Annotated in this window: 23 protein-coding genes; 7 read left to right on the top strand and 16 right to left on the bottom strand. The window is 60.2% G+C overall.

Features of this window, described 5'->3' with window-relative positions; genetic code table 11:
- Window positions 1-385: 385 nt before the first annotated feature.
- The 7 genes from P7F28_RS28285 to P7F28_RS28255 all read right to left on the bottom strand — a co-directional run bounded on the left by P7F28_RS28285 (window position 386) and on the right by P7F28_RS28255 (window position 5,785).
- Window positions 386-1,252, bottom strand: coding sequence for an IclR family transcriptional regulator (locus P7F28_RS28285; protein WP_277188160.1), 867 nt, complete (start codon window positions 1,250-1,252; stop codon window positions 386-388).
- Between the two features lie 112 nt (window positions 1,253-1,364).
- The gene (locus P7F28_RS28280) at window positions 1,365-2,324 is read right to left on the bottom strand and encodes a PDR/VanB family oxidoreductase (protein WP_277188157.1); all 960 of its coding nucleotides are present in this window, start codon (window positions 2,322-2,324) and stop codon (window positions 1,365-1,367) included.
- A gap of 15 nt (window positions 2,325-2,339) precedes the next feature.
- The gene (locus P7F28_RS28275) at window positions 2,340-2,768 is read right to left on the bottom strand and encodes a RidA family protein (protein WP_277188156.1); all 429 of its coding nucleotides are present in this window, start codon (window positions 2,766-2,768) and stop codon (window positions 2,340-2,342) included.
- Entirely contained in the window at window positions 2,765-3,796 is a 1,032-nt protein-coding gene (locus P7F28_RS28270) for an aromatic ring-hydroxylating dioxygenase subunit alpha (protein ID WP_277188155.1), read from the bottom strand. Before P7F28_RS28270 ends, P7F28_RS28275 begins: the two co-directional genes overlap by 4 nt.
- Window positions 3,797-3,811: 15 nt before the next feature.
- A complete protein-coding gene (locus P7F28_RS28265) occupies window positions 3,812-4,027 on the bottom strand; it encodes a recombinase-like helix-turn-helix domain-containing protein (protein WP_370467423.1) in 216 nt (71 codons plus the stop codon).
- Window positions 4,027-4,359 carry a hypothetical protein gene (locus tag P7F28_RS28260; RefSeq protein WP_277188153.1) on the bottom strand — a complete coding sequence of 111 codons (333 nt, stop codon included), beginning with the start codon at window positions 4,357-4,359 and terminating at the stop codon, window positions 4,027-4,029. Before P7F28_RS28260 ends, P7F28_RS28265 begins: the two co-directional genes overlap by 1 nt.
- Window positions 4,360-4,378: 19 nt before the next feature.
- Window positions 4,379-5,785 (bottom strand): MFS transporter, encoded by a 1,407-nt coding sequence (locus P7F28_RS28255; protein WP_277188159.1) that lies wholly within the window; start codon window positions 5,783-5,785, stop codon window positions 4,379-4,381.
- A 331-nt stretch (window positions 5,786-6,116) separates the two neighbouring features.
- Here P7F28_RS28255 and P7F28_RS28250 point away from each other — a divergent pair, with 331 nt between their 5' ends.
- Together P7F28_RS28250 and P7F28_RS28245 are read left to right on the top strand one after the other, a co-directional pair.
- Complete coding sequence (locus tag P7F28_RS28250) at window positions 6,117-7,238, top strand: FAD-dependent monooxygenase (protein WP_277188152.1); 1,122 nt, start codon at window positions 6,117-6,119, stop codon at window positions 7,236-7,238.
- A complete protein-coding gene (locus P7F28_RS28245) occupies window positions 7,213-8,007 on the top strand; it encodes an IclR family transcriptional regulator (protein WP_277188151.1) in 795 nt (264 codons plus the stop codon). Before P7F28_RS28250 ends, P7F28_RS28245 begins: the two co-directional genes overlap by 26 nt.
- Window positions 8,008-8,801: 794 nt before the next feature.
- Here P7F28_RS28245 and P7F28_RS28240 read toward each other — a convergent pair.
- Window positions 8,802-9,506 (bottom strand): GntR family transcriptional regulator, encoded by a 705-nt coding sequence (locus P7F28_RS28240; RefSeq protein WP_277188150.1) that lies wholly within the window; start codon window positions 9,504-9,506, stop codon window positions 8,802-8,804.
- A 163-nt stretch (window positions 9,507-9,669) separates the two neighbouring features.
- Between P7F28_RS28240 and P7F28_RS28235 the strand changes: the two genes are divergently transcribed.
- From P7F28_RS28235 to P7F28_RS28225, 3 genes are all read left to right on the top strand, one after another.
- A complete protein-coding gene (locus P7F28_RS28235) occupies window positions 9,670-10,944 on the top strand; it encodes a glucarate dehydratase family protein (protein ID WP_277188149.1) in 1,275 nt (424 codons plus the stop codon).
- A gap of 44 nt (window positions 10,945-10,988) precedes the next feature.
- Window positions 10,989-12,305, top strand: a complete 1,317-nt coding sequence (locus P7F28_RS28230) for an MFS transporter (RefSeq protein ID WP_277188148.1) — start codon at window positions 10,989-10,991, stop codon at window positions 12,303-12,305.
- Between the two features lie 186 nt (window positions 12,306-12,491).
- Window positions 12,492-13,679 (top strand): porin, encoded by a 1,188-nt coding sequence (locus tag P7F28_RS28225; protein WP_277188147.1) that lies wholly within the window; start codon window positions 12,492-12,494, stop codon window positions 13,677-13,679.
- A gap of 44 nt (window positions 13,680-13,723) precedes the next feature.
- Here P7F28_RS28225 and P7F28_RS28220 read toward each other — a convergent pair whose 3' ends face one another.
- Together P7F28_RS28220 and P7F28_RS28215 are read right to left on the bottom strand one after the other, a co-directional pair.
- Window positions 13,724-14,128 (bottom strand): FKBP-type peptidyl-prolyl cis-trans isomerase, encoded by a 405-nt coding sequence (locus P7F28_RS28220; RefSeq protein ID WP_277188146.1) that lies wholly within the window; start codon window positions 14,126-14,128, stop codon window positions 13,724-13,726.
- A 39-nt stretch (window positions 14,129-14,167) separates the two neighbouring features.
- Complete coding sequence (locus tag P7F28_RS28215; RefSeq protein WP_277188145.1) at window positions 14,168-14,785, bottom strand: dihydrofolate reductase family protein; 618 nt, start codon at window positions 14,783-14,785, stop codon at window positions 14,168-14,170.
- A 96-nt stretch (window positions 14,786-14,881) separates the two neighbouring features.
- Between P7F28_RS28215 and P7F28_RS28210 the strand changes: the two genes are divergently transcribed.
- Entirely contained in the window at window positions 14,882-15,280 is a 399-nt protein-coding gene (locus P7F28_RS28210; RefSeq protein WP_277188144.1) for a DUF6632 domain-containing protein, read from the top strand.
- Here P7F28_RS28210 and P7F28_RS28205 read toward each other — a convergent pair.
- The 3 genes from P7F28_RS28205 to P7F28_RS28195 all read right to left on the bottom strand — a co-directional run bounded on the left by P7F28_RS28205 (window position 15,264) and on the right by P7F28_RS28195 (window position 17,922).
- Complete coding sequence (locus P7F28_RS28205) at window positions 15,264-15,410, bottom strand: hypothetical protein (RefSeq protein WP_277188143.1); 147 nt, start codon at window positions 15,408-15,410, stop codon at window positions 15,264-15,266. The genes P7F28_RS28210 and P7F28_RS28205 overlap by 17 nt on opposite strands.
- A gap of 153 nt (window positions 15,411-15,563) precedes the next feature.
- Complete coding sequence (locus P7F28_RS28200) at window positions 15,564-16,538, bottom strand: 2-hydroxyacid dehydrogenase (RefSeq protein WP_277188142.1); 975 nt, start codon at window positions 16,536-16,538, stop codon at window positions 15,564-15,566.
- Window positions 16,539-16,566: 28 nt separating this feature from the next.
- Window positions 16,567-17,922, bottom strand: a complete 1,356-nt coding sequence (locus tag P7F28_RS28195) for an MFS transporter (protein ID WP_277188141.1) — start codon at window positions 17,920-17,922, stop codon at window positions 16,567-16,569.
- Window positions 17,923-18,006: 84 nt separating this feature from the next.
- Here P7F28_RS28195 and P7F28_RS28190 point away from each other — a divergent pair, with 84 nt between their 5' ends.
- Window positions 18,007-19,167, top strand: coding sequence for a citrate synthase family protein (locus P7F28_RS28190; RefSeq protein ID WP_277188140.1), 1,161 nt, complete (start codon window positions 18,007-18,009; stop codon window positions 19,165-19,167).
- On the opposite strand, the gene P7F28_RS28185 is transcribed toward P7F28_RS28190, so the two are convergent.
- The 3 genes from P7F28_RS28185 to P7F28_RS28175 all read right to left on the bottom strand — a co-directional run bounded on the left by P7F28_RS28185 (window position 19,168) and on the right by P7F28_RS28175 (window position 22,362).
- Entirely contained in the window at window positions 19,168-20,280 is a 1,113-nt protein-coding gene (locus tag P7F28_RS28185) for a GNAT family N-acetyltransferase (RefSeq protein WP_277188139.1), read from the bottom strand.
- 76 nt (window positions 20,281-20,356) lie between these two features.
- Window positions 20,357-20,479 (bottom strand): hypothetical protein, encoded by a 123-nt coding sequence (locus P7F28_RS28180; protein WP_277188138.1) that lies wholly within the window; start codon window positions 20,477-20,479, stop codon window positions 20,357-20,359.
- 89 nt (window positions 20,480-20,568) lie between these two features.
- Window positions 20,569-22,362 (bottom strand): serine hydrolase, encoded by a 1,794-nt coding sequence (locus P7F28_RS28175; RefSeq protein ID WP_277188158.1) that lies wholly within the window; start codon window positions 22,360-22,362, stop codon window positions 20,569-20,571.
- Between the last annotated feature and the right edge of the window lie 130 nt (window positions 22,363-22,492).

Below are 22,492 nucleotides of genomic sequence, written 5' to 3'. Positions count from 1 at the left end.
GACGTAGGGCCGAATAGCGTTTGTGCGGTGCCGTTTGCTGTAGCGTTGTCTGCGTGCTCCGCCGGGTTCCCACGAATAACGCCCAGCGGCGCGCAGGGCGCGCACGCTGGAAGCATGAGCGCGAGCCGCTCTGCTAAGGAAACAGAGGCGCTTAAACCAAACCGTACCTATTCGCTGACAGGCCGGGCAGGCCTCCGTGGCGGCGAGCTATTGTCACCGAGAGAGACCATTAATCCACTTGCCCTTTCAACGTGCAGTGCCTGGTTGAAAAAGCTGCTTTCTTTGGTGACTTTCTTTGCAGCAGCAAAGAAAGTTACCCCCCCGCCGGGGAGGCGGCTACTGAACCAAAACGCAAAACAACGCAAAACAACGCCAAACAGCAGCATCAACCAACACGAGCATAAGAAAGCGTAGGATCCCCAACATTAGGCCGATAATTCAACCGTGCAGACAAATCCAAAGCCGCCTGACATGCCCTCGCCACCAACGGCGTCCGTTCCGCATCGCCAATATCCGACCGAGGCACGGTCACCGTCAGCGCAGCGACAATCCGCCCCGTATGATCCCGCACAGGCGCACTGATCGCCGAAATCCCACGCTCAAACGAAGCCTCGCTCAAAGCATAACCTTGAGCCGCAGTAGCCTTGATCCGCTGATAAAGCTCATCGACAGTAGCGGGCGTGCGCTCCGTAAAGCGCTCCAACTCCCGCTCAGGAAACAACCGCCGCAAATCGGCAAGCGAAAGATCGCCCATCAGCACCTGACCATGCACGGTCGCATGCGCAGGCAAGCGCGTCCCAACGTGCACCTTCACTGAGCTGAACATCGGGTCCCGCGTCTGCGCCCGCGCAACGAACACCACATCGCGCTCATCGCGAATCAAAAGATGGGAGCTAAAACCGGTATCGTCGCGCAGACGTTCAAGAATCGGCTGACCGAAATCGGTCAACTCGAGCGAGCTGAGATATTCGAAGCCCAGCCGCAAAACCGCTACGCCCAGCCGATAACTCCGCTCGTCCGCCGCGCGCTCCAGAAAGCCGAGCGACTCAAGCGTCTGAAGCAATCGAAATGTCGTCGTGCGGGGAATGCCCATACGCCGCGACAGTTCAGGCGCGCCCAACACAGGCTCATGCGATGAAAATTCGGCCAGAATGCGCAGGCCGCGTTCAAGGCCAGGCACGAGGTAGCTTTGGCTGCCTGCGCTGTCGTCGGAATCGGATTCGGCTGTGCCTGAAATAGGTGCTCGCGCCATGATCGGCAAAATTCGCTGTAGGTAAGAGACAGATGATAGCGTGAAGGCATGGCCGCGTAGCCATTCCTCACATTCACGTCTTCCCGGCGCGAGCGGTCGGCTTAAAATCGGCTTAAAGATCGAGTACGAGTTTCTCGCCTTTGCAGCCGGATACACACACCATCATCACCGTATTCGATGCACGCTCCGACGCGCTCAACACAGAATCGCGATGATCCGGACACCCCGAAATCACCCGCGTTTCGCACGATCCGCAGATGCCTTCCATGCAGCTATGCTCCACATCCACGCCCGCGCTCAGCAGCGAATCGAGCAGCGTTGCGCCGGGCGCGACTTCGATCAGCTTCTTCGTGCGCGCGAGTTCCACGCTATAGCCGTGATCCGCAGCAGGCGCGGCCTGCGGCACCGCCGCGAATCGTTCGATATGCCGGTTCGCAATGCCCACCGCCTCGCACGCTGCATCGAACGCGTCGAGCATGGGCGCGGGGCCGCAGCAGTAGACGTGCGCATCGGCTGGCACTTCGGCGAGGTACGCTTTGAGGTTCGCGGGACGGCCATCGTTTTCATCGTCGTAATGGACGTCGAGCTTGCCGCCCATCGCACGCAATTCGTCGATGAACGCCGCATGGTCCGCACTGCGCGAGCAGTACAACATCTGCACCGGACGGCCGAGTTCGATCAATCGCCGATACATGCACAAAATAGGCGTCACGCCGATGCCACCCGCAATCAATACGCTATGCGAAGCGTTTTCATCGAGTGCAAAAAGATTGCGCGGCGCCGACAACTGTACGCTCATGCCCACGCGGAAATTCTCGTGGATAAAGCGCGATCCGCCGCGTCCTTTCTTGTCGATCTGCACGCCCACCACATAGCGGTCCGTCTCGCCGCATGGATTGAGCAGCGAATAGCTGCGCAGCAACCCGCTGGAAAGATGCAGATCGATATGCGCGCCCGGTTCGAAACCGGGAAAGCGTTCGCCGCGCGGCGGAATCAGTTCGATGCTCATGATGCCCGGCGCTTCGTGTCGCAGCGTGCGTACGAGTGCGGTCATGCTCGGTTGATTGCTCATGATTGCTTCTCTCTACTATGCTGTGCGTCGCGCGATATCCAGCCTTGCGCATGCTTCGATTTCCACGCGCAGTTCCGGAAACACCAGTCCCGATACTTCGACCAGCGTCGAGCAAGGATACGCGCCGCCCGCCTCGATATGTCCTGCAAAAAACGTCTTGCGCGCGCGGCCCACTTCGGTTTTATCGGCAATATTGGTGACGTACACCACCAGTTTCGTGATGCAACCGGTATCGCCGCCCGCCGTCTCGACCAGCGCGCGAATTTTCTCCAGTACTACGATGGTTTGATCGTAGGTGGAAAGCGGTTCGCTCGCGTTCACCGTGGCCGGATGCGCGGTCATGCCCGACATGACGATTTCATCGCCGACGATCAACGCATTGCTCCACGTCGCGTGGGCCGCGTCGGGCACCTGCTCGCAGTCGACGCGAACGACTGCTTTCATCGCGCCGCCCCGGATTCGATCTGCGCCTTCGCCAGATTCTTCAGATGACGACGCAAACGCACGATACCCATATCGTGCTGATACAAATGCTCGTTCTGGTTCGCGTCCGCTTCCATGAATTCGAGGATCTCGCGATCTTGTTCGAGCACGGCCCAGTGACGCGCTTCGAGGCGATTGCGATACAGGAAGCGCCACGTATCGCGCTGCCAGCCTTCGACCTTGCGGCAACGCCAATGGAACACGGCCGCGAGATTCGGCGCGATCGGCGTATAGCTGCCCACGATGATGAAGTTGCCGCCAGGGCCGCCCGTTTTCGGATACGGAATTTCGAGGCGCATCCAGTGCGTGCCCGTATCGGCCCATTCGGTCCAGTCGAAATTCACATCGCGCTGGCCGACCTTCTCGAAGATAAAGCCACGGTCGGTATCGCGGATGGTGAAGGTCGCGCTGATATCGCCTTCGGACATGGAGTGCGATTGCTTGTGCAGATACGCGCCGTGCATCGGGTCCATCACGTTGTCGAGCACGTAGCGGTAATCGCCCTTCCACTCCGTGTAGCAGAGGAACGAGGAGAAGGCATCGCCCGTCAGTTCTTCGGGCAATACGAGCGGCGGCGCTTCGTCGATATTTGTCGGCGCGTTGTACAGCCACAGCACGCCCGCGCGCTCCGTCACATGGAACGAACGCGCGCCACGCGATCCTTCGAGCTTGCAGCCGGGACTGCCCGGCACCTGCGTCACCACGCCATCGCAACGCACATGCACGCCGTGATAGCCGCACTGAATGCGATCACCCAGCACCACGCCACGCGAGAGCGGCGCACCGCGATGCGGACAATGATCGTCGAGCGCGTAAGGCGTGCCGTCGAGATCGCGCCAGAACACCAGCTTGCGGCCCAGACGGCGCAACGACACCGGTTCCTGCTTGACAAACGATGACGGGCAAATAGGATACCACAAGTTCAGCAAGCCGCGTTCGAGCGTGCTGTCGATATCGTTCTTCTGGTCTTTCTGATCCGTACAATTCATTTCGGCCTCCGAATATTACTGTCCCAGCCGCGCCATCTCGGCACGGAAGTTTTCTTCCGTCCAGACGTCGGCGTTTTGCGCGCGCGGCCCGAATTCGTTCAGATACGCGACCAGTTCCGGGAGCACCGTGATGCCCTGCGCGAACGCGCGTTCGATTGCATCGCCGAGCAGGTTTTCATACTGCGTCGGGGGACGTTGCCGCGCCTGATGCGGCTCCAGATATCGATCCATCATTTGCCTCCTTGACGAACCCGTTCGCGAATGCGTTCGCGTACAGGTACAAAATCATATGTCGGATAACACTCGGTGCTGAATACGCCCCACGCCGAGCGTTCGAGTTCCACGTTGACCATCGGCAGCAGCGCGGGCGGTACTTCGAGCGTCACGATCTGGCCGAAGCCCATCGCCACCGTCCATGACACGATCTTCACGCCTTCGGGCGGGAAGCGGTCCCACCATTCGGCGGCCTTCAGTTTGGTCTGGATCGCATCGAGATTGTTCGATTGATCGTGGCGCAGGAAAACGGTCAGCAGCACGTTGTCCTGAGTCTTTTCCGATGTCATCGTTTGGATTCCTTGCAATTTAATTTTCGAGCTGTTCCAGCACCAGGCCCTTCGTTTCGATACCGAGCAGGTGAATCACCAGCGCCGCCACCAGCAGCACCGCGCCGAACGACCAGAACGCCACGCTGATATTCGTCGTCAGCGTCGATGAAACCAGCGCCGGTGCAGCAATCGCCGCGATTTTCAGCCACGCGCTGCCCACGCCGCAGCCGAGCGCACGTACGCTGGTCGGATACAACTCAGGCGTATAAACGTACGCCGTGATAAAGCCGCAGCCCAGCAAACCGAACGACAACGCGCAGAACGTGCCGACCACATAGACCGAACTATTGTGGAAGATCGCCGCGCAGAACAGCGCCACGGCACACAGCACGAACGACACGTTGATGACGGGCTTGCGGCCCACCACATCGACCAGCATCGCGCAGACCAGCGAACCGATCACGCCGAGCACGGAAGCGCCCACCGTCAGATTCAGCGCGAGTTGCAGCGGCGCGTGATACACGGTCTTGTAGATGGTCGGCAGCCACGTCAGCAAACCGTACTGAATCACGCCGCAGGTCATCCACAGCATCGCGACGGAAATAGTGCGCTTGAGATACAGCGGGCCGAACAGATCGCGGATAGTGCGCTTCGGATGCTTCACGTGACGTTGTGCATCGAGCACGTCTTCGGTCTGCGGAATCGGCGGCAGCGGTTGCTTCACGCTCGCTTCGAATGCGGCGATGGATTCGGCGGCTTCGTTCATGCGCCCATGTTGACCGAGCCAGCGCGGCGATTCCGGCACCAGACGGCGCAACGTGAAGAACAGAATCAACGGAATACCACCGATGTAGTAAATCACTTCCCAGCCGAAATGCGGCACCAGCCACGCGCCGAGCGCATTCGAAACGAGCAGGCCGATCGGGAAAATCACTTCATACAGCAGCACGAAACGTCCGCGTCCATGCGCGCGCGTGATCTCGCTGATATACGCCGCCGCGACCGGCAACTCGCCGCCGAGACCGATGCCCTGCAACGCCCGCAACACGACGAACACCGCATACGAAGGCGCAAACCCGCACGCAATACTCGTCACGCCGATGATCCCCGAACTCCACGCGATGGTTTTCACACGCCCATAACGCTCCGCGAGCGCCGGAAACAGCAGCGCGCCGATCAGTTGGCCGACCGCGCCCGCCGCGATCAGAAATCCGATCTGCGATGGCGTGAGATGCCACTTGGCAATCAGCATCGGCAAGGTCGCGGCGATGGCGATCACGTCGAAGCCATCGAAAAACGTCGCGCAGCCAATCAGCACGCGCGCACGCACCTGCATGCCATTGCCCGGCAACCGCTCCATGCGCGCCACGATGCCGCCCATCGTCAAGCGATCGGAAGCGGTGGCGGCGCCGGCTGCACTGTTCACATCGACCTTCATATCCATAAGGTTTTGCATCGTCCGGTTGCGGGGTTGAACGGTCATTGCACCACCGTTTGTTTCGACTGGCGTGTTCCACGTAAGGAACCACGATTCGTATATGGTGAATTCTACGCCGATGTTTTCGCCAGAAAAAAATGATTTTGGGATGTTCAGGGAAAACACCGACGCGCCTGCGCCGCGCGTTTCACCATGCAGTTTTCCGGCCTTTTTCGCTCCTGGAGCCTCGTACAAAAGCGTTGCGAACAAAATAAATCGCGCCTAGCATTCCCCATCGGTTCATTTTCTTATCACTATGTTCATTTTTGAACAGACTCAAACGCAGACGAGGATGGCGATGCTGAAGATCGGGATCAATGGCGGGGGAATTGGCGGACTGGCGGCGGCGATTGCCATCGGTCGGACGGGACACGATGTCACCGTGTTCGAGCAGGCCGCACAGTTCGGGCGCGTCGGCGCGGATATCAATCTGACGCCGAATGCGGTGCGCGCGCTCGACGGGCTGGGAATCGGCGAATTGCTGCGTGAGACGGCGGCGCGTCCGTCGGCGCGCATCAGCCGCATGTGGGATACGGGCGCGGAAACCTCGCGGCTGCCGATGTCGGATGAAGCCGAGCGAAAGTACGGCGCGCCGCAATTGACCATGCATCGCGCGGATGTGGTGCGGGCGCTGGAGGCGGCGGTGCCGAAGGACGCGCTGCGACTCGGGCATCGCGTGACGGGGTTTGCGCATACGGACGATGGTGCCTCGATGACGCTCGCCGATGGCAGCACGCATCGCTTCGATCTGGTGATCGGTGCGGACGGCATTCACTCGGGCGTGCGCGAGTACATTTTCGGCGAGGACCGGCCGCAGTTCACGGGCGTGGTGTCGTATCGCGCGGTGGTGCCGGCGTCGAAACTCGAAGGGATGGAACTGGGCGCGTTCGTCAAGTGGTGGGGACCGACGCCGGAATCGCAGATCGTCACGTTCCCGCTCAATCGCGGACGCGACGTGTTCATTTTCGCGACCACGGCGCAAACCGACTGGACCAACGAGTCGTGGACCGCACCGGGCGATCCGGACGCGCTGCGCCACGCCTACAAAGACTTCCACGACGATGCGAAAGCCCTGCTCGCCGCCTGCGATACCGTGCTCGCCTCCGCGCTCTATGTACGCGATCCGCTGCCGCAGTGGAGCCGCGACCACTTCACGCTGCTCGGCGACGCCTGCCATCCGATGATGCCGTTCATGGCGCAAGGCGCGGGCATGGCGATCGAAGATGCTGTTGTTCTCTCTCGCGCGCTCACGGATGCCACGCCTTCCACGCTCTCCGATGCGCTGGCCTGCTATGAAAACGCGCGGCGCGATCGCACGGCGCGGATTCAGATCGGCTCGCGTGGTAACAACTGGCTTAAGGAAGGTGGCAACGCCGATTGGGTCTACGGCTACGATGCGTGGACCGTTCCTCTGGCATGATCTGAGTCCTTTTCCTTTCTTATCGTTTGACATGACTTTATCGAACGATTCATCCGGCGCGGTGGAGCGCTCGTTGCGGCTGCTTCGGTATATCGCGGAAGGTGGCAGCACGCAGAACGTCAGTGGGACGGCGCGGCGGATCGGCGTGAATCGCGTCACGCTGATGCGGCTGATCGCGGTACTTGAGCAGGCGGGGATGATTGTCGGCGATGCGGCGGGACATCGGATCGGGGTGCCGTTTTTGACGTTGGCTTCTGCGGCGCTCGGGTCTTCGGGGCTGATTGCGCGGGCGCGGGAGGTGTTGCCGGGGCTGGCCGCTTCGACGCGGATGTCGGCTTATCTCGTCGTGCGCGAGGGGCATGAGATCGTTTATTCGCTGGCCGAAGTGCCGGATACGCCGCTTGTTAGCCAGATTCGGGTTGGCAGTCGGTTACCGGCTTATCGTGCTACGCCGGGTTTGGCGATGCTTGCCTTGCTCGATGCTCGGGATGTGGCTGAAATGTGTGCTTCTTTTTGGCACGAGGCTGATGCGCCGGGTTTTGATGAGCTTGCCGCTCGGTTGGCGCGTATTCGCGTTGATGGATGCGCTTGTAGTCGGTCCGGGCTTGAAGCAGGGATCGATTCTTGTGCTGCTGCTGTTGTTGGTCCCGATGGCGCTGCGCTTGCTGCGATTAGTATCGCTGGGCCTTCTCACATGTTTGCCAATGCTGGCGCGCTTGCGGCGCAGGTTGTGGATGCTGCGCGGCAGGTTTCGTTGCTCTTGGGTTGAGGTGTTATGAGGTTCTGCTGCTTTTGTCTTGCTGTTTATGCAGCAGCCGCCTCCCCGGCGGGGGGGTAACTTTCTTTGCTGCTGCAAAGAAAGTCACCAAAGAAAGCAGCTTTTTCAACCGGACACTGCCCGTTGAGAGGGCAAGTGGATTAATGGGCTCTCTCGGTAACAATAGCCCGCCACCTCGGAGGCCTGCCCGGCCTGTCAAGTGCTCGGTACGCATCCACAAGCACCTCTTTTCTCTTCTCGGAGCGGCACGCGCTCATCCGCGCGGCGTGTCCGGCGCTCACGCGCCATCGCCGTAGGGGTCTATAAGGGAAACACAGAGAATGCGTAGTATCTCGAACAAACAAACGTCATCGTTTAAACGCTATTCGGCCCTACCGTTACTTTGAGGCTTGCAGGAACGGAAGCGCTAAACAACGTTGGGCCGAATAGCGTTATCGCGGTGCCGTTTGCTGAGTCGTTGTCTTGGTTCTCTGCCGGGTTCCTTCGATTAGCGCCCGGCGGCGCGCAGGGCGCGCACGCTGGAAGCATGAGCGCGGGCCGCTCTGCTAAAGCACGAGAGATGCTTAAAGAGACCGTACCTATTCGCTGACAGGCCGGGCAGGCCTCCGTGGCGGCGAGCTATTGTTACCTAGAGAGCTTATTAATCCACTTGCCGCTTCAAGAGGCAGTGTCCGGTTGAAAAAGCTGCTTTCTTTGGTGACTTTCTTTGCAGCAGCAAAGAAAGTTACCCCCCGCCGGGGAGGCGGCTACTGCCTAAACAGCACAACAAACAGAAGCAGTACCCCTTAATGATCCGTCAAGAACGTAGGAAACCGAGCCCGAATCTGATCAACCTGACTCAGCGTCCCCGACAAATGCGCTCGAACCGCCGAAGCAGCGGCATCACCACTACCACTAGCAATAGCATCAACAATCGCAGTGTGATCGCGCACGACCGCTAAAGTCTTCCCTTCAACCGGCAAATGCAGCCGCCGCAGGCGATCAATATGCCCACTCAACCTCCGAACGAGATCCCAAAGCTGCGGCACGCCTGCCGCCTCATACATCTGCCGATGAAACGCCAGATCCAGCACCGTGAACTGCGCATAACGTTCAAGATCACTCTGCTCCATCTGCTGTTCGATGGTCTCACGCAATCGCGAGATCAAGGCCTCATCGCGCTGTTCAGCGAGTGTCCGCGCAATCTCCACCTCAATCGAACGCCTCAAAAAATGCGCCTGCAAAGCCGACCCAACGCTGATCCGGCTCACCACCGTCGCATGCTGCGGAAAGATATCGACCAAACCTTCTTCGCCGAGCTTCATCAGCGCATCGCGCACAGGCGTCTGACTCAAACCATACTGCGCAGCGAGTTCGGTGCGTGACAGCACCGTCCCCGGCGCCAGTTCCAGCGACATGATCATCTCGCGCAATCGCTCGAAAACCTGCGGCGCGGCATGGCGCGAGCGGTCGAGACGGGCGGGCAGGGTCGGGGCGTCGTTGAGTTTCATAGGTAGCAAAAAGCAAATGGCCGGGCGATTCTAACCAATACGATAACGCGGACTTCGGCGGCCACAAGCACTCAGGCTAGGTAGTTTCCCGTATAAAACACTAATACATTAGTGTTTTATCATGCGTCCATTGTCTTTTCGACGCAAGCGCCCGGAATCCGCCATGACTCGCGATATCACCATCAAGCACGTCACCATCACGCCGATCGCCTTCCGCGATGGCCCGCTGCTCAACGCCGCCGGCATCCACGAGCCGTGGGCGTTGCGGGCTATCGTCGAACTGGAGACGAGCGACGGGCGCGTCGGCATCTCCGAAACCTATGGCGACGAGCCGATGCTTCGCGTGCTCGAACAAGCGAAGTCGCTCGTGATCGGCCTCTCGCCGTTCGATCTGAACACGATGGAAGAGCGCGTGCGCTCCACCATCAAGGCGACGCCCGGCTCGGTCGAATTCGAACTCGCGCCCGGCTCGCATTCGGCCAAGAACGCGCCGAAGGTCATCAGCACGCTCGAAGTGGCGATGCTCGACTTGCAAGGGCAAATCATCGGTGCGCCGGTGGTCGATCTGCTCGGCGGCAAGGTGCGCGATGCCGTGCCGTACAGCGCCTATCTTTTCTTCAAGTACGCGGAGCATATCGACAAGCCGTACGCGCCGGATGCGTGGGGCGAAGGCATCAGCCCGGAACAGATCGTCGCGCAAGCGCAGCGCATGATCGATTTGTACGGATTCCAAAGTATTAAGTTGAAGGGTGGCGTGTTCGAGCCGGCGCATGAAATCGCCTGTATGCAGGCTTTGTCGAAGGCGTTCCCCGGTATGCCGCTGCGTCTCGATCCGAACGCGAACTGGACGCTCGAAACCAGCATCAAGGCCGCGCCCGCGCTCGATGAAATTCTCGAGTACTACGAAGATCCGTGCCCCGGTCTCGAGGGCATGGCCGAGTTGCAAAAGCATACCAAGCTGCCGCTCGCCACCAACATGGTCATCACGACGATGGACGACTTCCGTCGCGGCTGCAACATGGGTTCGATCAAAGTGCTGCTGTCCGATCACCACTACTGGGGCGGTCTGCGCGCCACGCAAACGCTCGCGCGCATGGCCAAGCTCTGGGACTTCGGCATGTCGATGCACTCGAATTCGCACCTCGGCATCAGCCTGATGGCCATGACGCACGTCGCCGCCAGCGTGCCGAACCTCACGTATGCGTGCGATACGCATTATCCGTGGCAAGAAGAAGAGGTCATCAAGGGTGGCCGCGTGGTGTTCGATAACGGCTCGGTGCGCGTGCCGACCACGCCGGGCCTCGGCGTCGAGTTGGATCGCAACAAGCTGGACGAGCTGCATCAGCAATACCTGACATGCGGCGTGCGCAATCGCGATGACCTCACGCAGATGCGCAAGTATCAGCCCGAATTCACCGGCAAAAACCCGCGTTTCTGAACGGCATCGAGCTCAGACGAGATACAAAGCAAGGAGACAAACACGTGAGCAACCGGACAGAAGCGCTCGCAAGCGCCGTCAAAAAGATCAAGTGGCACGTATTGCCGCTGTTCGTGGTGATGTTTATCGTCAATTACATCGACCGCGTGAATATCGGTTTTGTGCGCACGCATCTGAGCGCTGATTTAGGCATCGGCGCGGCGGCGTATGGGCTTGGTGCGGGCCTGTTCTTCGTCAGCTATGCAGTGTTCGAAGTGCCCTCGAATATGTTGATGCAGCGTTACGGCGCGAAGGCGTGGCTGACGCGCATCATGGTGACGTGGGGCATGGCGGCGGTCGGCATGGCTTTCGTGCAGGGCGAAACTTCCTTTTACGCGATGCGTCTCGTGCTCGGCGCAGCCGAAGCGGGCTTCTTCCCCGGCGTGGTGTTCTACTTCACGCAATGGCTTCCGCGCGATGAACGTGGCAAGGCCATGGCGATCTTCCTGTCCGGCTCCGCGCTCGCTTCGGTGTTCTCCGGCCCGATCTCAGGAGGACTACTGATGATCGAAGGCAACGGTCTGCACGGCTGGCAATGGATGTTTATCATCGAAGGAATGGCGTCTGTCGTGCTGGCGGGATTCGTTTGGTTCTGGCTTGACTCGAAGCCGCGCGATGCGAAGTGGCTCACGCATGATGAGCAGGACGCGCTGGTCACCGAAATCGAAGAAGAGCAGCGCCGCCGCGATGCCGCGCACACGGTCAAGCCGTCCGGGTGGAGTCTGCTGCGCGATCCGCAGATCATCATCTTCTGCCTGATCTACTTCTCAGTATCCCTGACTATTTACGGCGCGACGTTCTGGCTGCCGAGCATTATTCGCAAGATGGGGCATCTCAACGACTTTCAGGTCGGCTTGTATAACTCGGTGCCGTGGCTGATCTCCATCGTTGCGATGTACGCGTTCGCGGCTTTGGCTTCGCGCTTCAAATTTCAGCAGGCATGGTGCGCGTGCGTGCTGATTATCGCGGCGGTCGGCATGTACGCGGCAGGAACCGGCAGTCCGCTGTTCTCGTTCGTCTCGATCTGCTTCGCGGCGATCGGCTTCAAGGCGGCGTCCTCGCTGTTCTGGCCGATTCCGCAAGGTTATCTCGATGCGCGTATCGCTGCGCCCGTGCTTGCGCTCATCAATTCGCTCGGCAATCTCGGCGGCTTCGTCGCGCCGGCTGCGTTCGGCTTTCTCGAACAGAAGACCGGCTCGATTCAGGGCGGTCTGACGGGACTCGCGGCGATGTCCGTGGCGGCGGCGGTGATCGTGTTCTTCGCGCGCATGACGCCGCGCGATGGTCGTCACGATATGGTCGCCAAGCATCGCGCTTCCTGATTCCCCGCATTTCCCATGACACGCGCTGCAACGGCGCGTGTTTTTTTGCTCCCGAATGACAGCGCTACCATCGGCCATTCACAGCCGATGGTGCGGTCCGACGCGGCTATCAAAAGCCGCCTTTCCCTCAGCGCGGATACGCGGACACACGTCCGCCGCCGTGCGATGAACCATTGGAGAAGAAGCGTGCGATACACCCGATTGATCCCCCTCGGCCTGCTCAGCCTCGCGGCAACCGCTGCCCATGCGCAAAGCTCGGTGACACTGTTTGGCGTCGTCGATCAAGGTCTGAGCTACACGAGCAACGCGGGCGGCAAGACGCAATGGAGCATGGCAGGCGGCGTATTGCAGGGCAGCCGATGGGGCCTGCGCGGCGCGGAAGATCTGGGCGGCGGCACCAAGGCCATCTTCTTGCTCGAAAGCGGTTTCGATGCGAGCAACGGCAAATTCACGCAAGGCGGTCTCGAATTCGGCCGTCGCGTCTACGTCGGTTTGAGCGATGCGAAACTCGGTACAGTCACGCTCGGCCGTCAGTACGACATGGTGGTGGATTATCCCGGCGTGTATTCGGATCGCGCGTTCGGCGGCGGCTATTTAGCCTCGCATCCGGGCGATATCGACAACTTCAACAACGGTTATCGCACGAATAATTCGATCAAGTACGAAAGCCCGAATTACTCCGGGCTGCATTTCGGCGGCATGTACAGTCTGGGCGGCGTAGCGGGCGATTTCTCGCGCAATCAGACGTGGTCGGTCGGTGCGGGTTACGAGCGCGGGCCGTTCTCGCTGGCGGCGGCGTATATGAACGTAAGGAATCCGAACGTCGGCTTCTTTGGCAACAGCACGACCGGCACGCCCAGCGCGACGACCGCGAATATCGCGTCGCCGGTGTATAGCGGCTTTGCATCGGCGCATACGTACGAGGTGATCGCGGCGGGCGGTTCGTACAAGATCGGCCAGGCGATTATCGGCGCGACGTACTCGAATATCCAATTCGCCAATCTCGGCGATACCGTGAATTCCGGGCCGAATCCGTCGGGTTATCGCGGGTCGGTGCACTTCAACAATGCGGAAGTGAACGTGCAGTACTGGTTCACGCCTGCGTTCCAGATGACCGCTGCGTACGATTACATGAAGGGCAGCAATGTATCGTCGGCGACGGGGGAGAATAGCGGCGCGACGTACCATCAGGGCGTGTTGAGCGCGGACTACTTTCTTTCCAAGCGCACCGATGTCTATGTGATGGGCGTGTATCAACACGCATCCGGAACGGACTCGCGCAACAAGCCGGCGGTGGCGGCGATCAACGGACTGACCGCATCGACCAGTAATGCGCAGACGTCAGTACATTTCGGACTGCGGCATAAATTCTAAATGCGATGGCGACGCACTTGCGTACGTCGCCATAACAAGACCGCTTACTGACCTTCGCCGATGCCGAGCAATTCGACTTCGAACGTGAGGTCGCTGTTCGGCGGAATCGAACCGACGCCGCGGCTGCCGTACGCGGTTGCGGCCGGGCATGTCAGCTTCGCCTTACCGCCGACTTTCATTTTCTGCACGCCTTGCGTCCAGCACGGAATCACGCGGCCGAGCGGGAAGGTGGCGGGGCCGCCGTGCTTGGCGGAGTTATCGAACTCGGTGCCGTCCTTGAGCGTGCCGCGATAGTTCACGCGAACGACGTCGTCGGCAGTCGGGCTTGCGCCGGTGCCTTGTTTGAGATGCTCGACGACCACGCCCGAAGGCAGCTTGTCGATCTGATTGGCAGCGAACGCGGTCGATGCAATGGTTGAAGCAGCGAGCAAAGCAATGATTGTTTTCATGCAGGGGTCCTCGTGAATAACATATCGATTATATCGATGTCATTCGAACGAGCCGGTGCGCACTTCTCCATCGAGTCGATACCGGTTGATAAGCACGCCTTTCGCGGTGCTTATCGTGTGCGTGAGCTTGAACGCGGCGGGCTGCGCGTCATCGCCAAAGAGACGCTTTCCTTGGCCTAATAACACGGGATAGGTCAAGAGCCGTAGTTCATCGATAAGACCCGCAGCAAGCAGTTGCCTCACCATCGCGCCGCTTCCGAAGGTCAAAAGATCCGCGCCATCTTGCTGCTTCAACGTGCGGATTGCATCGGCTAAATCGCCTTTTAATGCGTGACTGTTGTGCCATTGCAGCGAGTCCGGGCGATGCGTTGCGACATGCTTCGGCACGCGATTGAACAAATCGGCGATGCTGCGGCTCGGTGAATCGGCGGGAACGTGCGGCCAGTGCGACGCGAAAATGTCATACGTTGCGCGCCCGAGCAGTAAATCAAACGGCTGCGCGAGCATGTCCTGCAACTCCTGTCCGATCACCTCGTCCGCATAAGGCACGATCCAGCCGCCGAAGCGGAATCCGCCGCTTGTATCTTCGTTCGGGCCGCCCGGCGCCTGAGCGACGCCATCGAGACTGATGAAGTTGAACGTGGTGAGCTTGCGCATGATGTTCTCCGGGTTTTCAACTACGACGAACGAGACGCCGATAAATCGACACGGAGTATTCTCGGGGGCTTGGCATGCCACGCAAAGGAGGCCGCCATGAACGACGCACAACGACTCGCAGCATTGCGCATCGTGTTGATCGTAGTGGGATTGATTGCGCTATTTGCATTCTGGCCGCTGATGATTCTATGGCCGTCGGGCTGGGCGTGGCACAGCGGCCACTCGGATTATCCGCTGATGATCGTCGGCATTTACGCGACGCTGGGCGTGTTTCTGCTGATCGCATCGCGCGATCCGCTGCGGCACTTGAGCCTGATCTGGTTCACGGTGTGGTCGAGCATCGTGCACGGCGCGATCATGGCCGTGCAGTCGTTCGGTGTGGGCATGGACGGCGTGTCACACACCGGTCATCTTTTGGGCGATGTGCCCGCGTTGTTTATCGTCGCGGCGGCGCTGGCTTATTTCACGCCGCGCGGGATTACTGCTCGTGCGTGAACCGGCGAGCGCGTTCGTCGATACGCACGGGCACCAGACGGCGCGGCAGCACGATTTGCGCGGCGGCGATCAGCGAAAGCGAAACGACGGCATAAAACGCGATGATGGCGAGAACCTGATAAAGAGCCATGCTGACCTCGATGCAAAGGATCGTATGGCTTGAGTATGCCGTCGCCAATAAAGGATCAATCGCAAGAGAAGCCGGGGAAAAGCGCGTTTTTTCGACGCTTGCAATGGCCTAAAGAAATTCCCCGGCGCTTTTTACCGTTTTTGCGTGCCGACGCTATGCCGCCTTTACCGCTTTATTACCTAAATGATCCTGCGAATGATCGCGCGGTCCCGGCACGCCGAAATGCGCAGCCAATGTATCGACGACGTTTTCCGCCATGCGTCGGCGCGTCTCGTGTGTGCCGGAGCCGAGATGCGGCGTCAGCACCGCACGTCGATCGTCGATAAGCGCTTGCGGGACTTCCGGCTCGTTCTCGAACACATCGAGCGCCGCGCCAGCGATTTTGTTGGCCGCAAGCGCCGCGATCAGCGCGGTTTCATCGACTACCGGACCGCGCGCGATATTCACGACAAAGCCATCCGGACCGAGCGCATCGAGCACGCTCGCATTCACCAGATGATGCGTCGCGGGCGTGAGCGGACACGTGAGGATCAGCATGTCGCTGTGGCGCGCGAGTTCGGCGACATCGTCGAAATAGGGCATATCGACGGCCTTGCGCGATGGCCCGAAATACGCGAGCGTCGAACCGAACGCGCGCAGCCGCCGCGCGATCGCCGAACCAATCGTGCCGAGTCCGACGATACCCACGCGCATGCCCGAAATCGAACGGCCGAGCGCGTATTGCTTTTGCTCGGGCCATTTCCCGGCGCGCACGAAAGCATCTGCATTCACGAAGTCACGCGTGACGGCGAGCGCAAGCCCGATCGCCGCATTCGCCACGTCATCGGCAAGAATATGCGAGGTATTTTCGATGCGCACGCCGCGCGCTTTCACGGCATCGACATCGACGTTATCGAGTCCGGCGCTGTAGCTCGAGATGATTTCCAGCGATGGCAGCGCATCGAGCAACGCGGCATCGATTTTCGTCTTGCGCAGCGCAATGCCACGCACCTTCGCGCCGTGTTCCTTCAGAAATGCCGATGCAGCGGCGGGATCGTGCGGCAGATCGAGCATATCGAACAGCGCGTTGAGTTCGCCGTGCGCCCAATCGGGCAATTCCGCTGCATTGAGAACGATGGGCTTGTTCATGTCTTGAACCATTTAGTATTCCGGATTATCAAGCTACCTTCACACGCTCGATCTTGCCCATCACGAACAGATACACGAGCGCGGCCACCAGACAATGCGCGGCGACGAAGTACAGGCCGACGTTATAGCCGCCCGTCGCCTGCACGATATAGCCGAATAGGATCGGCGTCACGATCCCGCCAATATTGCCGATGCAGTTGAACACCGCGCCCGCAAGACCGACGGCTTCACGCGGCGCCGTATCGCTGACGATGGCCCATGTGCCCGCGCCCGCCGCCGCGCCCTTGCCGAAGAACGCGAGCGTCATCAGCATGACGATCACGATATTGCTTTCCGTGAAGGCCGAAAACACCAGACAGCATCCCACCGACATGCCGACGATATACGGCGTCTTGCGCGCCCACGACACGCTCCAGCCGCGTCGAATGAGCCAGTCCGAAATCGCGCCGCCCGCGATGCCGCCAAGAAAGCCCGCGATAGCCGGGATCATCGTCGCGAAACCGGCCTGCATCACGTTCATGCCGCGCGCTTGCACGAGATAGATGGGAAACCACGTGATAAAGAAATAGCTCAGCGCGATCGTGCAATATTGGCCGATATACGCGCACCACAACATGCGGTTGGCGACGAGCGTACGCGCCACGCTCATCGACAAAGCCGGACGCGAAGTGAGTTCGTGCTTCGAGTCGATATCCACCATCGCGCCGCCCGCGATGATGTGATCCAACTCAGCACGCGACATACGCGGATGGCGGCGCGGCTCGTGCATTACGGCGGCCCACAAAAACGCCGAACCAATGCCGATAACACCGAGCGCAAAGAACGGCGCCGGCCAGCCGAACTTCGACGTCAGCCAGCCCGCGAAGGGCGAGAAAATCGCCACCGCAAAATACGAGGCCGATGCGAACAGCGACGTGGCAAGACCGCGTTCGCCCTTCGGAAACCACATCACCGCGACGCGTCCGTTGGCCGGAAAACTCGGCGCTTCGATCAGACCGAGCGCGAAGCGCAGCGCGAACAAAAGCCCGAGCGCAATCGACAAATCCGCGGTGATATTGCCGACGAAACCGACGAGCATAGTGGCGATGGACCACAACACGAGCGTCGCGCCATACATTTTCTTGGTGCCGAGCCGGTCCAGCAGCAGACCGCCGGGAATCTGGCCGACCACGTACGCCCAGCTGAATGCAGAGAGCACGTAGCCCAATTGCACGTGATTCAGGCCGAATTCCTTCGATATACCCGGACCGGCGATCGACAAAATCGCGCGGTCGGCGTACGCGACGGTGGCCAGCAGCAGAATCGCGGCGAGCACGCCGTACCGCGTGCGCGTCATGCGTTCCGATGCCGTCGATATATACTCAGTCGTTCTTTCCGAAGCCATCTGTCTGTCTCCTTGGTGTCCCTGGCGCTGTGTTTTCAGCCTTATTTCCTGCATTAAACCGATCGCATACAAGGCGCGTCAATCTTGATTGATTCAATCAACGTGAAGAACTGGATGACGCAGGAACAGGCCTGCGATGCGCTCGGCGTGCGCAAGCAGACCTTGTACGCGTATGTGAGCCGTGGGCAGATCGAAGTACAGGGCGATCCGGAACATGCGAATCGCAAGCTGTATCGCGCGTCGGATATTGCGGCGCTTTTGAAGAAGCGCAACACGGGGCGCGCGCGCAAGAACATCGCGGCGAGCACGATGGCGTGGGGCGAGCCGATCATCAATACACGCGTCTCGACGATTGCGCGCGGCAGACTGTTTTATCGCGGGAAGGATGCGGTGCTGCTGGCGTCGTCCGCTACTTTGGAAGCGGCGGCGGGTTTGCTGTGGGATGCGCCGCATGAGCCGCGTTTTGCGAGCGTTGCGCCGTTGGGGATCGATGGTTCTTCTGCAAGAGCGCGCTTGTTTGCGGCTATTGGCATTGCGGCGGCGGATGACACGCTTTCGTTCGATGACCTATGCGATGAAGGCGCGCATCTCATCGGCTTGTTCGCGAGCAATTCTGTCGCGTTACCGATGAGCGATGAACCGCTGCATCAGCGGATCGCGCGCGCCTGGCATGCCGATGTGCATGCGGATTTGCTGCGCCGCGTGCTTGTGCTGCTTGCCGATCAGGAACTCAGCAGTTCGGCGTTTGCGGCGCGCGTGACGGCATCGACGGGGGCATCTTTAGGCGCGAGCATGTTGGCGGGACTCGCGGCGTTTTCCGGGCCGATGCACGGCAACGCCATCGTGCGCGTACGCAATCTGCTCGAAGATGCCGCGCGGATGGGCAGTGAGCGCGCGGTGCGTTTGTGGTTATCGAACGATAAGCCGTTGGCGGGATTCGGGCACGAGTTGTATCCGCAAGGCGATCCGCGCGCGGCGGATTTGCTGTCCGCGTTCGAGCCGCCGGCTTTGGTGCGCGAGTTGATCGAACGTGTAGAGAGTGTGACCGGTGCCAAGCCGACTATCGATATCGCGCTGGCGGCGCTGGTCGAACATTGCGCGCTGCCCGAAGGCGCGGCGTTCGCGTTGTTCTCGATCGCGCGCAGCGTCGGATGGATCGCGCATTCGATCGAACAGATGACGAGCGGTACGTTGCTCAGGCCGCGGGCGCATTATGTGGGGGCGGCGGTGGAGGAGCGCGATTGATTACCCCTTCCGGCTCACTCCTTCACTCGCCTTTTCCCCCCGCACAAAATCCACCGCATCCTTGACCCACCGCACCACGCGATACCCCACCAGTCCCCACACCGTATTGGCGATCTGCATCGTCCACGCGTGCCCGCGATTGTCGCGGCTCCAGTACCCCTTGAAGCGCTCCGAACCCGCACCGAAGTCGATGTCGTAGCCTTTCTCGAAGGCCCATTTCACCGCGTGTTCCCACGCAACGGTCCCCGGTCCGAGCCGGCCGAGCGAAGGATCGAATCCGGCGATCACCGCGTTCGCCAGCGGATTGCCGTGGCTCATGATCGCTACCGCCACAGGCTTGTCGTCGAGCGACACGACGATCATATGCGCGAGTCCATCCGTCACCGTGCCGATCAAAAAACGCTCGTAATGCGGCAAATAGAGCCAGATTCCCTTCTTGCCGACCCGATCGCTCCACTGACGCTTCCACGCCAGCATCGTCCCGATACCCTGCGCGATGCCCTCGCGATCCGCCATCTCCATATGCTTCACGGCGAGGCGTCCTTCCTTCGCCAGCCGCCGCTCCAGTTGTCCCGGCTTCTTGCCGTGCAGCGTGCCGAGCGATCCGCAAAAGGTCTTCCAGTCGCCTTCGCCGCGCAGCTTCGCAATCCACGATTCATGCCGCGTCGCGCCGAGCACGCGCGGTTCGCGCAGCGCGATCCGATGCAACTCCGAGCCTTCGTTCATAAACGGCAAATGGATGAAATCCGCGCGGCAACATTCGAGTGTTGCCTTCCATGCAAGTTCGATGAACATCGCCGCGCGCGGTCCGTCTTCGACGAGCACGCTGGTGTAATCGGCGGCATCGGGGCTGAGCGGCAACAGATAGGTCCAGAACCAGCGCCGCCATGAAACGAGCGGCCACACCAGACGCAACTCGCCGTGCTCGCGTATCACGATGCAATGCAGTTTTCTGCCGCGCGGTTGCGCCACATGACGCCACGCGAGCATGCACAAATCGTGGCGCTGATAATAGCGGCCGTGCGCTTTCTGCCAGAGCGCGTCCCATTCGCGCCTGAGCGCGGTCAAACCGGTTTCCTCGCAAACGACTTCGAGTTGTATAGCGTCGTTCATGAATGTACCTTCGGCCCGGCTCGCGGGGCGGCGCGGCGCGCTCGTCATGACCGCCGTGCGGGCTGTCATCGTCTCGTCATTTGTCCGCGCGCCGCTGCGTTGCCGGCAGCGCGCGATTGTTTTGTTCTACATCGACTGGTGTCTCATCGTATACGTTTTTCGCTTCTGAAAGCTTCGACGAATAGTCGATCGCCGCCATGTTCGATGCTTCGCACGCCGCGCAAGAAAAAAGTACTGCTGTGCTAGCGTTTATCAGACAAAGGCGGCGCGGACGTTGTCGGCGGGCGCTCAGAGCTTCGCGTAGATCGAACTGCCGAGCGTGAGTGTCGTGCTGCTCGCGGACGCGAAACGAATCTCATACAGATCGCGTCCGTAGTTGCCCGGTATCTTCACCGACATGCCCGCGAGCGTGTCGGCCACTGGCACGAATAGCTGATAGCGAAGGTCTTCGTTGCCATACAGCACGTAGCCGGGCAATTCAGCCAGACTCGTAAACATCCCCGGCGGATTCTTTAGGATAACGATTGGAACGGCTGTGGGTGAATCGTTCGTCAATGTCCATTGCGTGTTCAGGCGTTGCTGCCACGCGGCGTCGAGCGCTGGAAGTGCGGCGAGTTGCTGGCCGACCGGAAGCGTCAGGAACGCGACGCCCGCGCCCGGCACCACGCGCTTCATCAGATACCGGTAGCTGAACGCCACGCCGCTGCTGTCCGTGCCCGATGCCACCGTGAACCGATACGACGCGCTCGGATCGGCATTGCTCCACCACCAGCCGTCATTGCGATACTGAAACGCGCCGAGCGAATCCCACACGCGCGTTTTGCCGTTCCACTGATTCAGTTGCACGCTGTTGTCCGCATTCGCAATCACCTGATACGGCTGGTCAGAGTTGCCATAAATGCCGCCCGCCACCGCGATGGACGGCGCCGTGGCGTTCGCGGGCACCGTGCCGCCGACCTGCGGCGGAATCGTCGCGATGGTGCCGTCTTCCTTCAGCGCGGACAGCACCAGCGTTTCAGCGAGCTTGCGTGCCTCATAGCCGGAGTTGCCGGTGACCATCAACGCGAATTGCGCATTCGGCACCACGAAGAATTCGCTCGTATAGAACGCGGTGCCGCCATCTTTTTCCCATCCGAGAACACCGGCCGCTGCGAGCGCAGGCTGCTGAACCGAATCCCAGCCGAGTCCCCATTTCCATTCCGGCGATGGATTGATAAGCAGTCCAGTCGATTGATCCACGCCCATCTGCGCGATGCCCGCCGACGACAAGATGCGATTTCCCTGGAACACGCCGCCGCCGAGAATCATCTGCGCGAGGTTCATCATGTCCCCGGGCGTGGAACTGAGGCCGCCGGTAGCGTAAGCATTGACGAATTCCTGATACTGCGTGCCATCCGCGAACGGGTACGAGAAGGAACCGCTCGTCGGCACACTGGTGAGATAGCTCGAATTCGTCATTTGCAGCGGCGCGAGAATATTCGTTTGCACGAAGCTCGCGAAGCTTTGACCGGTCACGGCCAGTACGACCTGCTCAACCATCGTGAAGCCGTCGTTGCAATACACCGCGAGTTCGCCCGGCAGATGCTTCAGATGCGAGTTCGCCAGTTCCGCCTGCGTGTCGGCCGCATAGCCCGCAACCGGCGCGAAGGTGAACAGATTGCGCCCGTTGGTCCCCGGCAATCCCGACGCATGAGACAGCAAATGGCGCGTCGTGATCTGGTTGTACTGAGGCGAAAGCATGGTGAACGTCGGCAGATACTTGACGATCGGTGTATCGAGCGTGATCAGGCCGCGATCGACCAACAGCGTGGCCGCGAGCGCTGCGAACAGCTTGCTCACCGAGCCGATATTGAAGCGCGTCTGCGTGGTGGCTTTGGTCTGGGACGGCACCGAAGAGACGCCGAACGCCTCCTGCCAGACTACGCTGCTGCCCTTGAGCATGGCGATGGAAATGCCCGCGTTGGACCCCGGATAAGCGGCGATGGCTTGCTGGATCATCTGCTGACCCATCGCGATGGTCTGCGGATATTGAGGACCGTTGTCGTCGTGGCCGCCGCAACCGGGCAAGAGCGTGGCGAGCATGCCCGCGCCGGTAACGCCTAAGAATTGCCGGCGGCCGGCATCGAAAGACAGCGCTTTGTTGTGTTTTACTTTGAGCACGACCGTTCTCCTCTTGTGGTATTGGCCACCGTAAGCGAGAAGAAAAGAGATG

This window comes from Caballeronia sp. BR00000012568055, assembly GCF_029439455.1.
Classification (GTDB): domain Bacteria; phylum Pseudomonadota; class Gammaproteobacteria; order Burkholderiales; family Burkholderiaceae; genus Caballeronia.
This window is presented reverse-complemented; position numbering and strand designations above follow the sequence as displayed.

What these genes read in the sequence shown, in the direction of transcription:
- P7F28_RS28195 (WP_277188141.1), bottom strand. Translation starts at nt 17,922, where the DNA reads ATGGCTTCGGAAAGAACGACTGAGTATATATCGACGGCATCGGAACGC.
- P7F28_RS28200 (WP_277188142.1), bottom strand. Translation starts at nt 16,538, where the DNA reads ATGAACAAGCCCATCGTTCTCAATGCAGCGGAATTGCCCGATTGGGCG.
- P7F28_RS28205 (WP_277188143.1), bottom strand. Translation starts at nt 15,410, where the DNA reads ATGGCTCTTTATCAGGTTCTCGCCATCATCGCGTTTTATGCCGTCGTT.
- P7F28_RS28175 (WP_277188158.1), bottom strand. Translation starts at nt 22,362, where the DNA reads ATGCTCGCCACGCTCTTGCCCGGTTGCGGCGGCCACGACGACAACGGT.
- P7F28_RS28220 (WP_277188146.1), bottom strand. Translation starts at nt 14,128, where the DNA reads ATGAAAACAATCATTGCTTTGCTCGCTGCTTCAACCATTGCATCGACC.
- P7F28_RS28240 (WP_277188150.1), bottom strand. Translation starts at nt 9,506, where the DNA reads ATGAAACTCAACGACGCCCCGACCCTGCCCGCCCGTCTCGACCGCTCG.
- P7F28_RS28285 (WP_277188160.1), bottom strand. Translation starts at nt 1,252, where the DNA reads ATGGCGCGAGCACCTATTTCAGGCACAGCCGAATCCGATTCCGACGAC.
- P7F28_RS28275 (WP_277188156.1), bottom strand. Translation starts at nt 2,768, where the DNA reads ATGAAAGCAGTCGTTCGCGTCGACTGCGAGCAGGTGCCCGACGCGGCC.
- P7F28_RS28235 (WP_277188149.1), top strand. Translation starts at nt 9,670, where the DNA reads ATGACTCGCGATATCACCATCAAGCACGTCACCATCACGCCGATCGCC.
- P7F28_RS28250 (WP_277188152.1), top strand. Translation starts at nt 6,117, where the DNA reads ATGCTGAAGATCGGGATCAATGGCGGGGGAATTGGCGGACTGGCGGCG.
- P7F28_RS28280 (WP_277188157.1), bottom strand. Translation starts at nt 2,324, where the DNA reads ATGAGCAATCAACCGAGCATGACCGCACTCGTACGCACGCTGCGACAC.
- P7F28_RS28180 (WP_277188138.1), bottom strand. Translation starts at nt 20,479, where the DNA reads ATGGCGGCGATCGACTATTCGTCGAAGCTTTCAGAAGCGAAAAACGTA.
- P7F28_RS28270 (WP_277188155.1), bottom strand. Translation starts at nt 3,796, where the DNA reads ATGAATTGTACGGATCAGAAAGACCAGAAGAACGATATCGACAGCACG.
- P7F28_RS28255 (WP_277188159.1), bottom strand. Translation starts at nt 5,785, where the DNA reads ATGGATATGAAGGTCGATGTGAACAGTGCAGCCGGCGCCGCCACCGCT.
- P7F28_RS28265 (WP_370467423.1), bottom strand. Translation starts at nt 4,027, where the DNA reads ATGGATCGATATCTGGAGCCGCATCAGGCGCGGCAACGTCCCCCGACG.
- P7F28_RS28185 (WP_277188139.1), bottom strand. Translation starts at nt 20,280, where the DNA reads ATGAACGACGCTATACAACTCGAAGTCGTTTGCGAGGAAACCGGTTTG.
- P7F28_RS28245 (WP_277188151.1), top strand. Translation starts at nt 7,213, where the DNA reads ATGCGTGGACCGTTCCTCTGGCATGATCTGAGTCCTTTTCCTTTCTTA.
- P7F28_RS28210 (WP_277188144.1), top strand. Translation starts at nt 14,882, where the DNA reads ATGAACGACGCACAACGACTCGCAGCATTGCGCATCGTGTTGATCGTA.
- P7F28_RS28260 (WP_277188153.1), bottom strand. Translation starts at nt 4,359, where the DNA reads ATGACATCGGAAAAGACTCAGGACAACGTGCTGCTGACCGTTTTCCTG.
- P7F28_RS28215 (WP_277188145.1), bottom strand. Translation starts at nt 14,785, where the DNA reads ATGCGCAAGCTCACCACGTTCAACTTCATCAGTCTCGATGGCGTCGCT.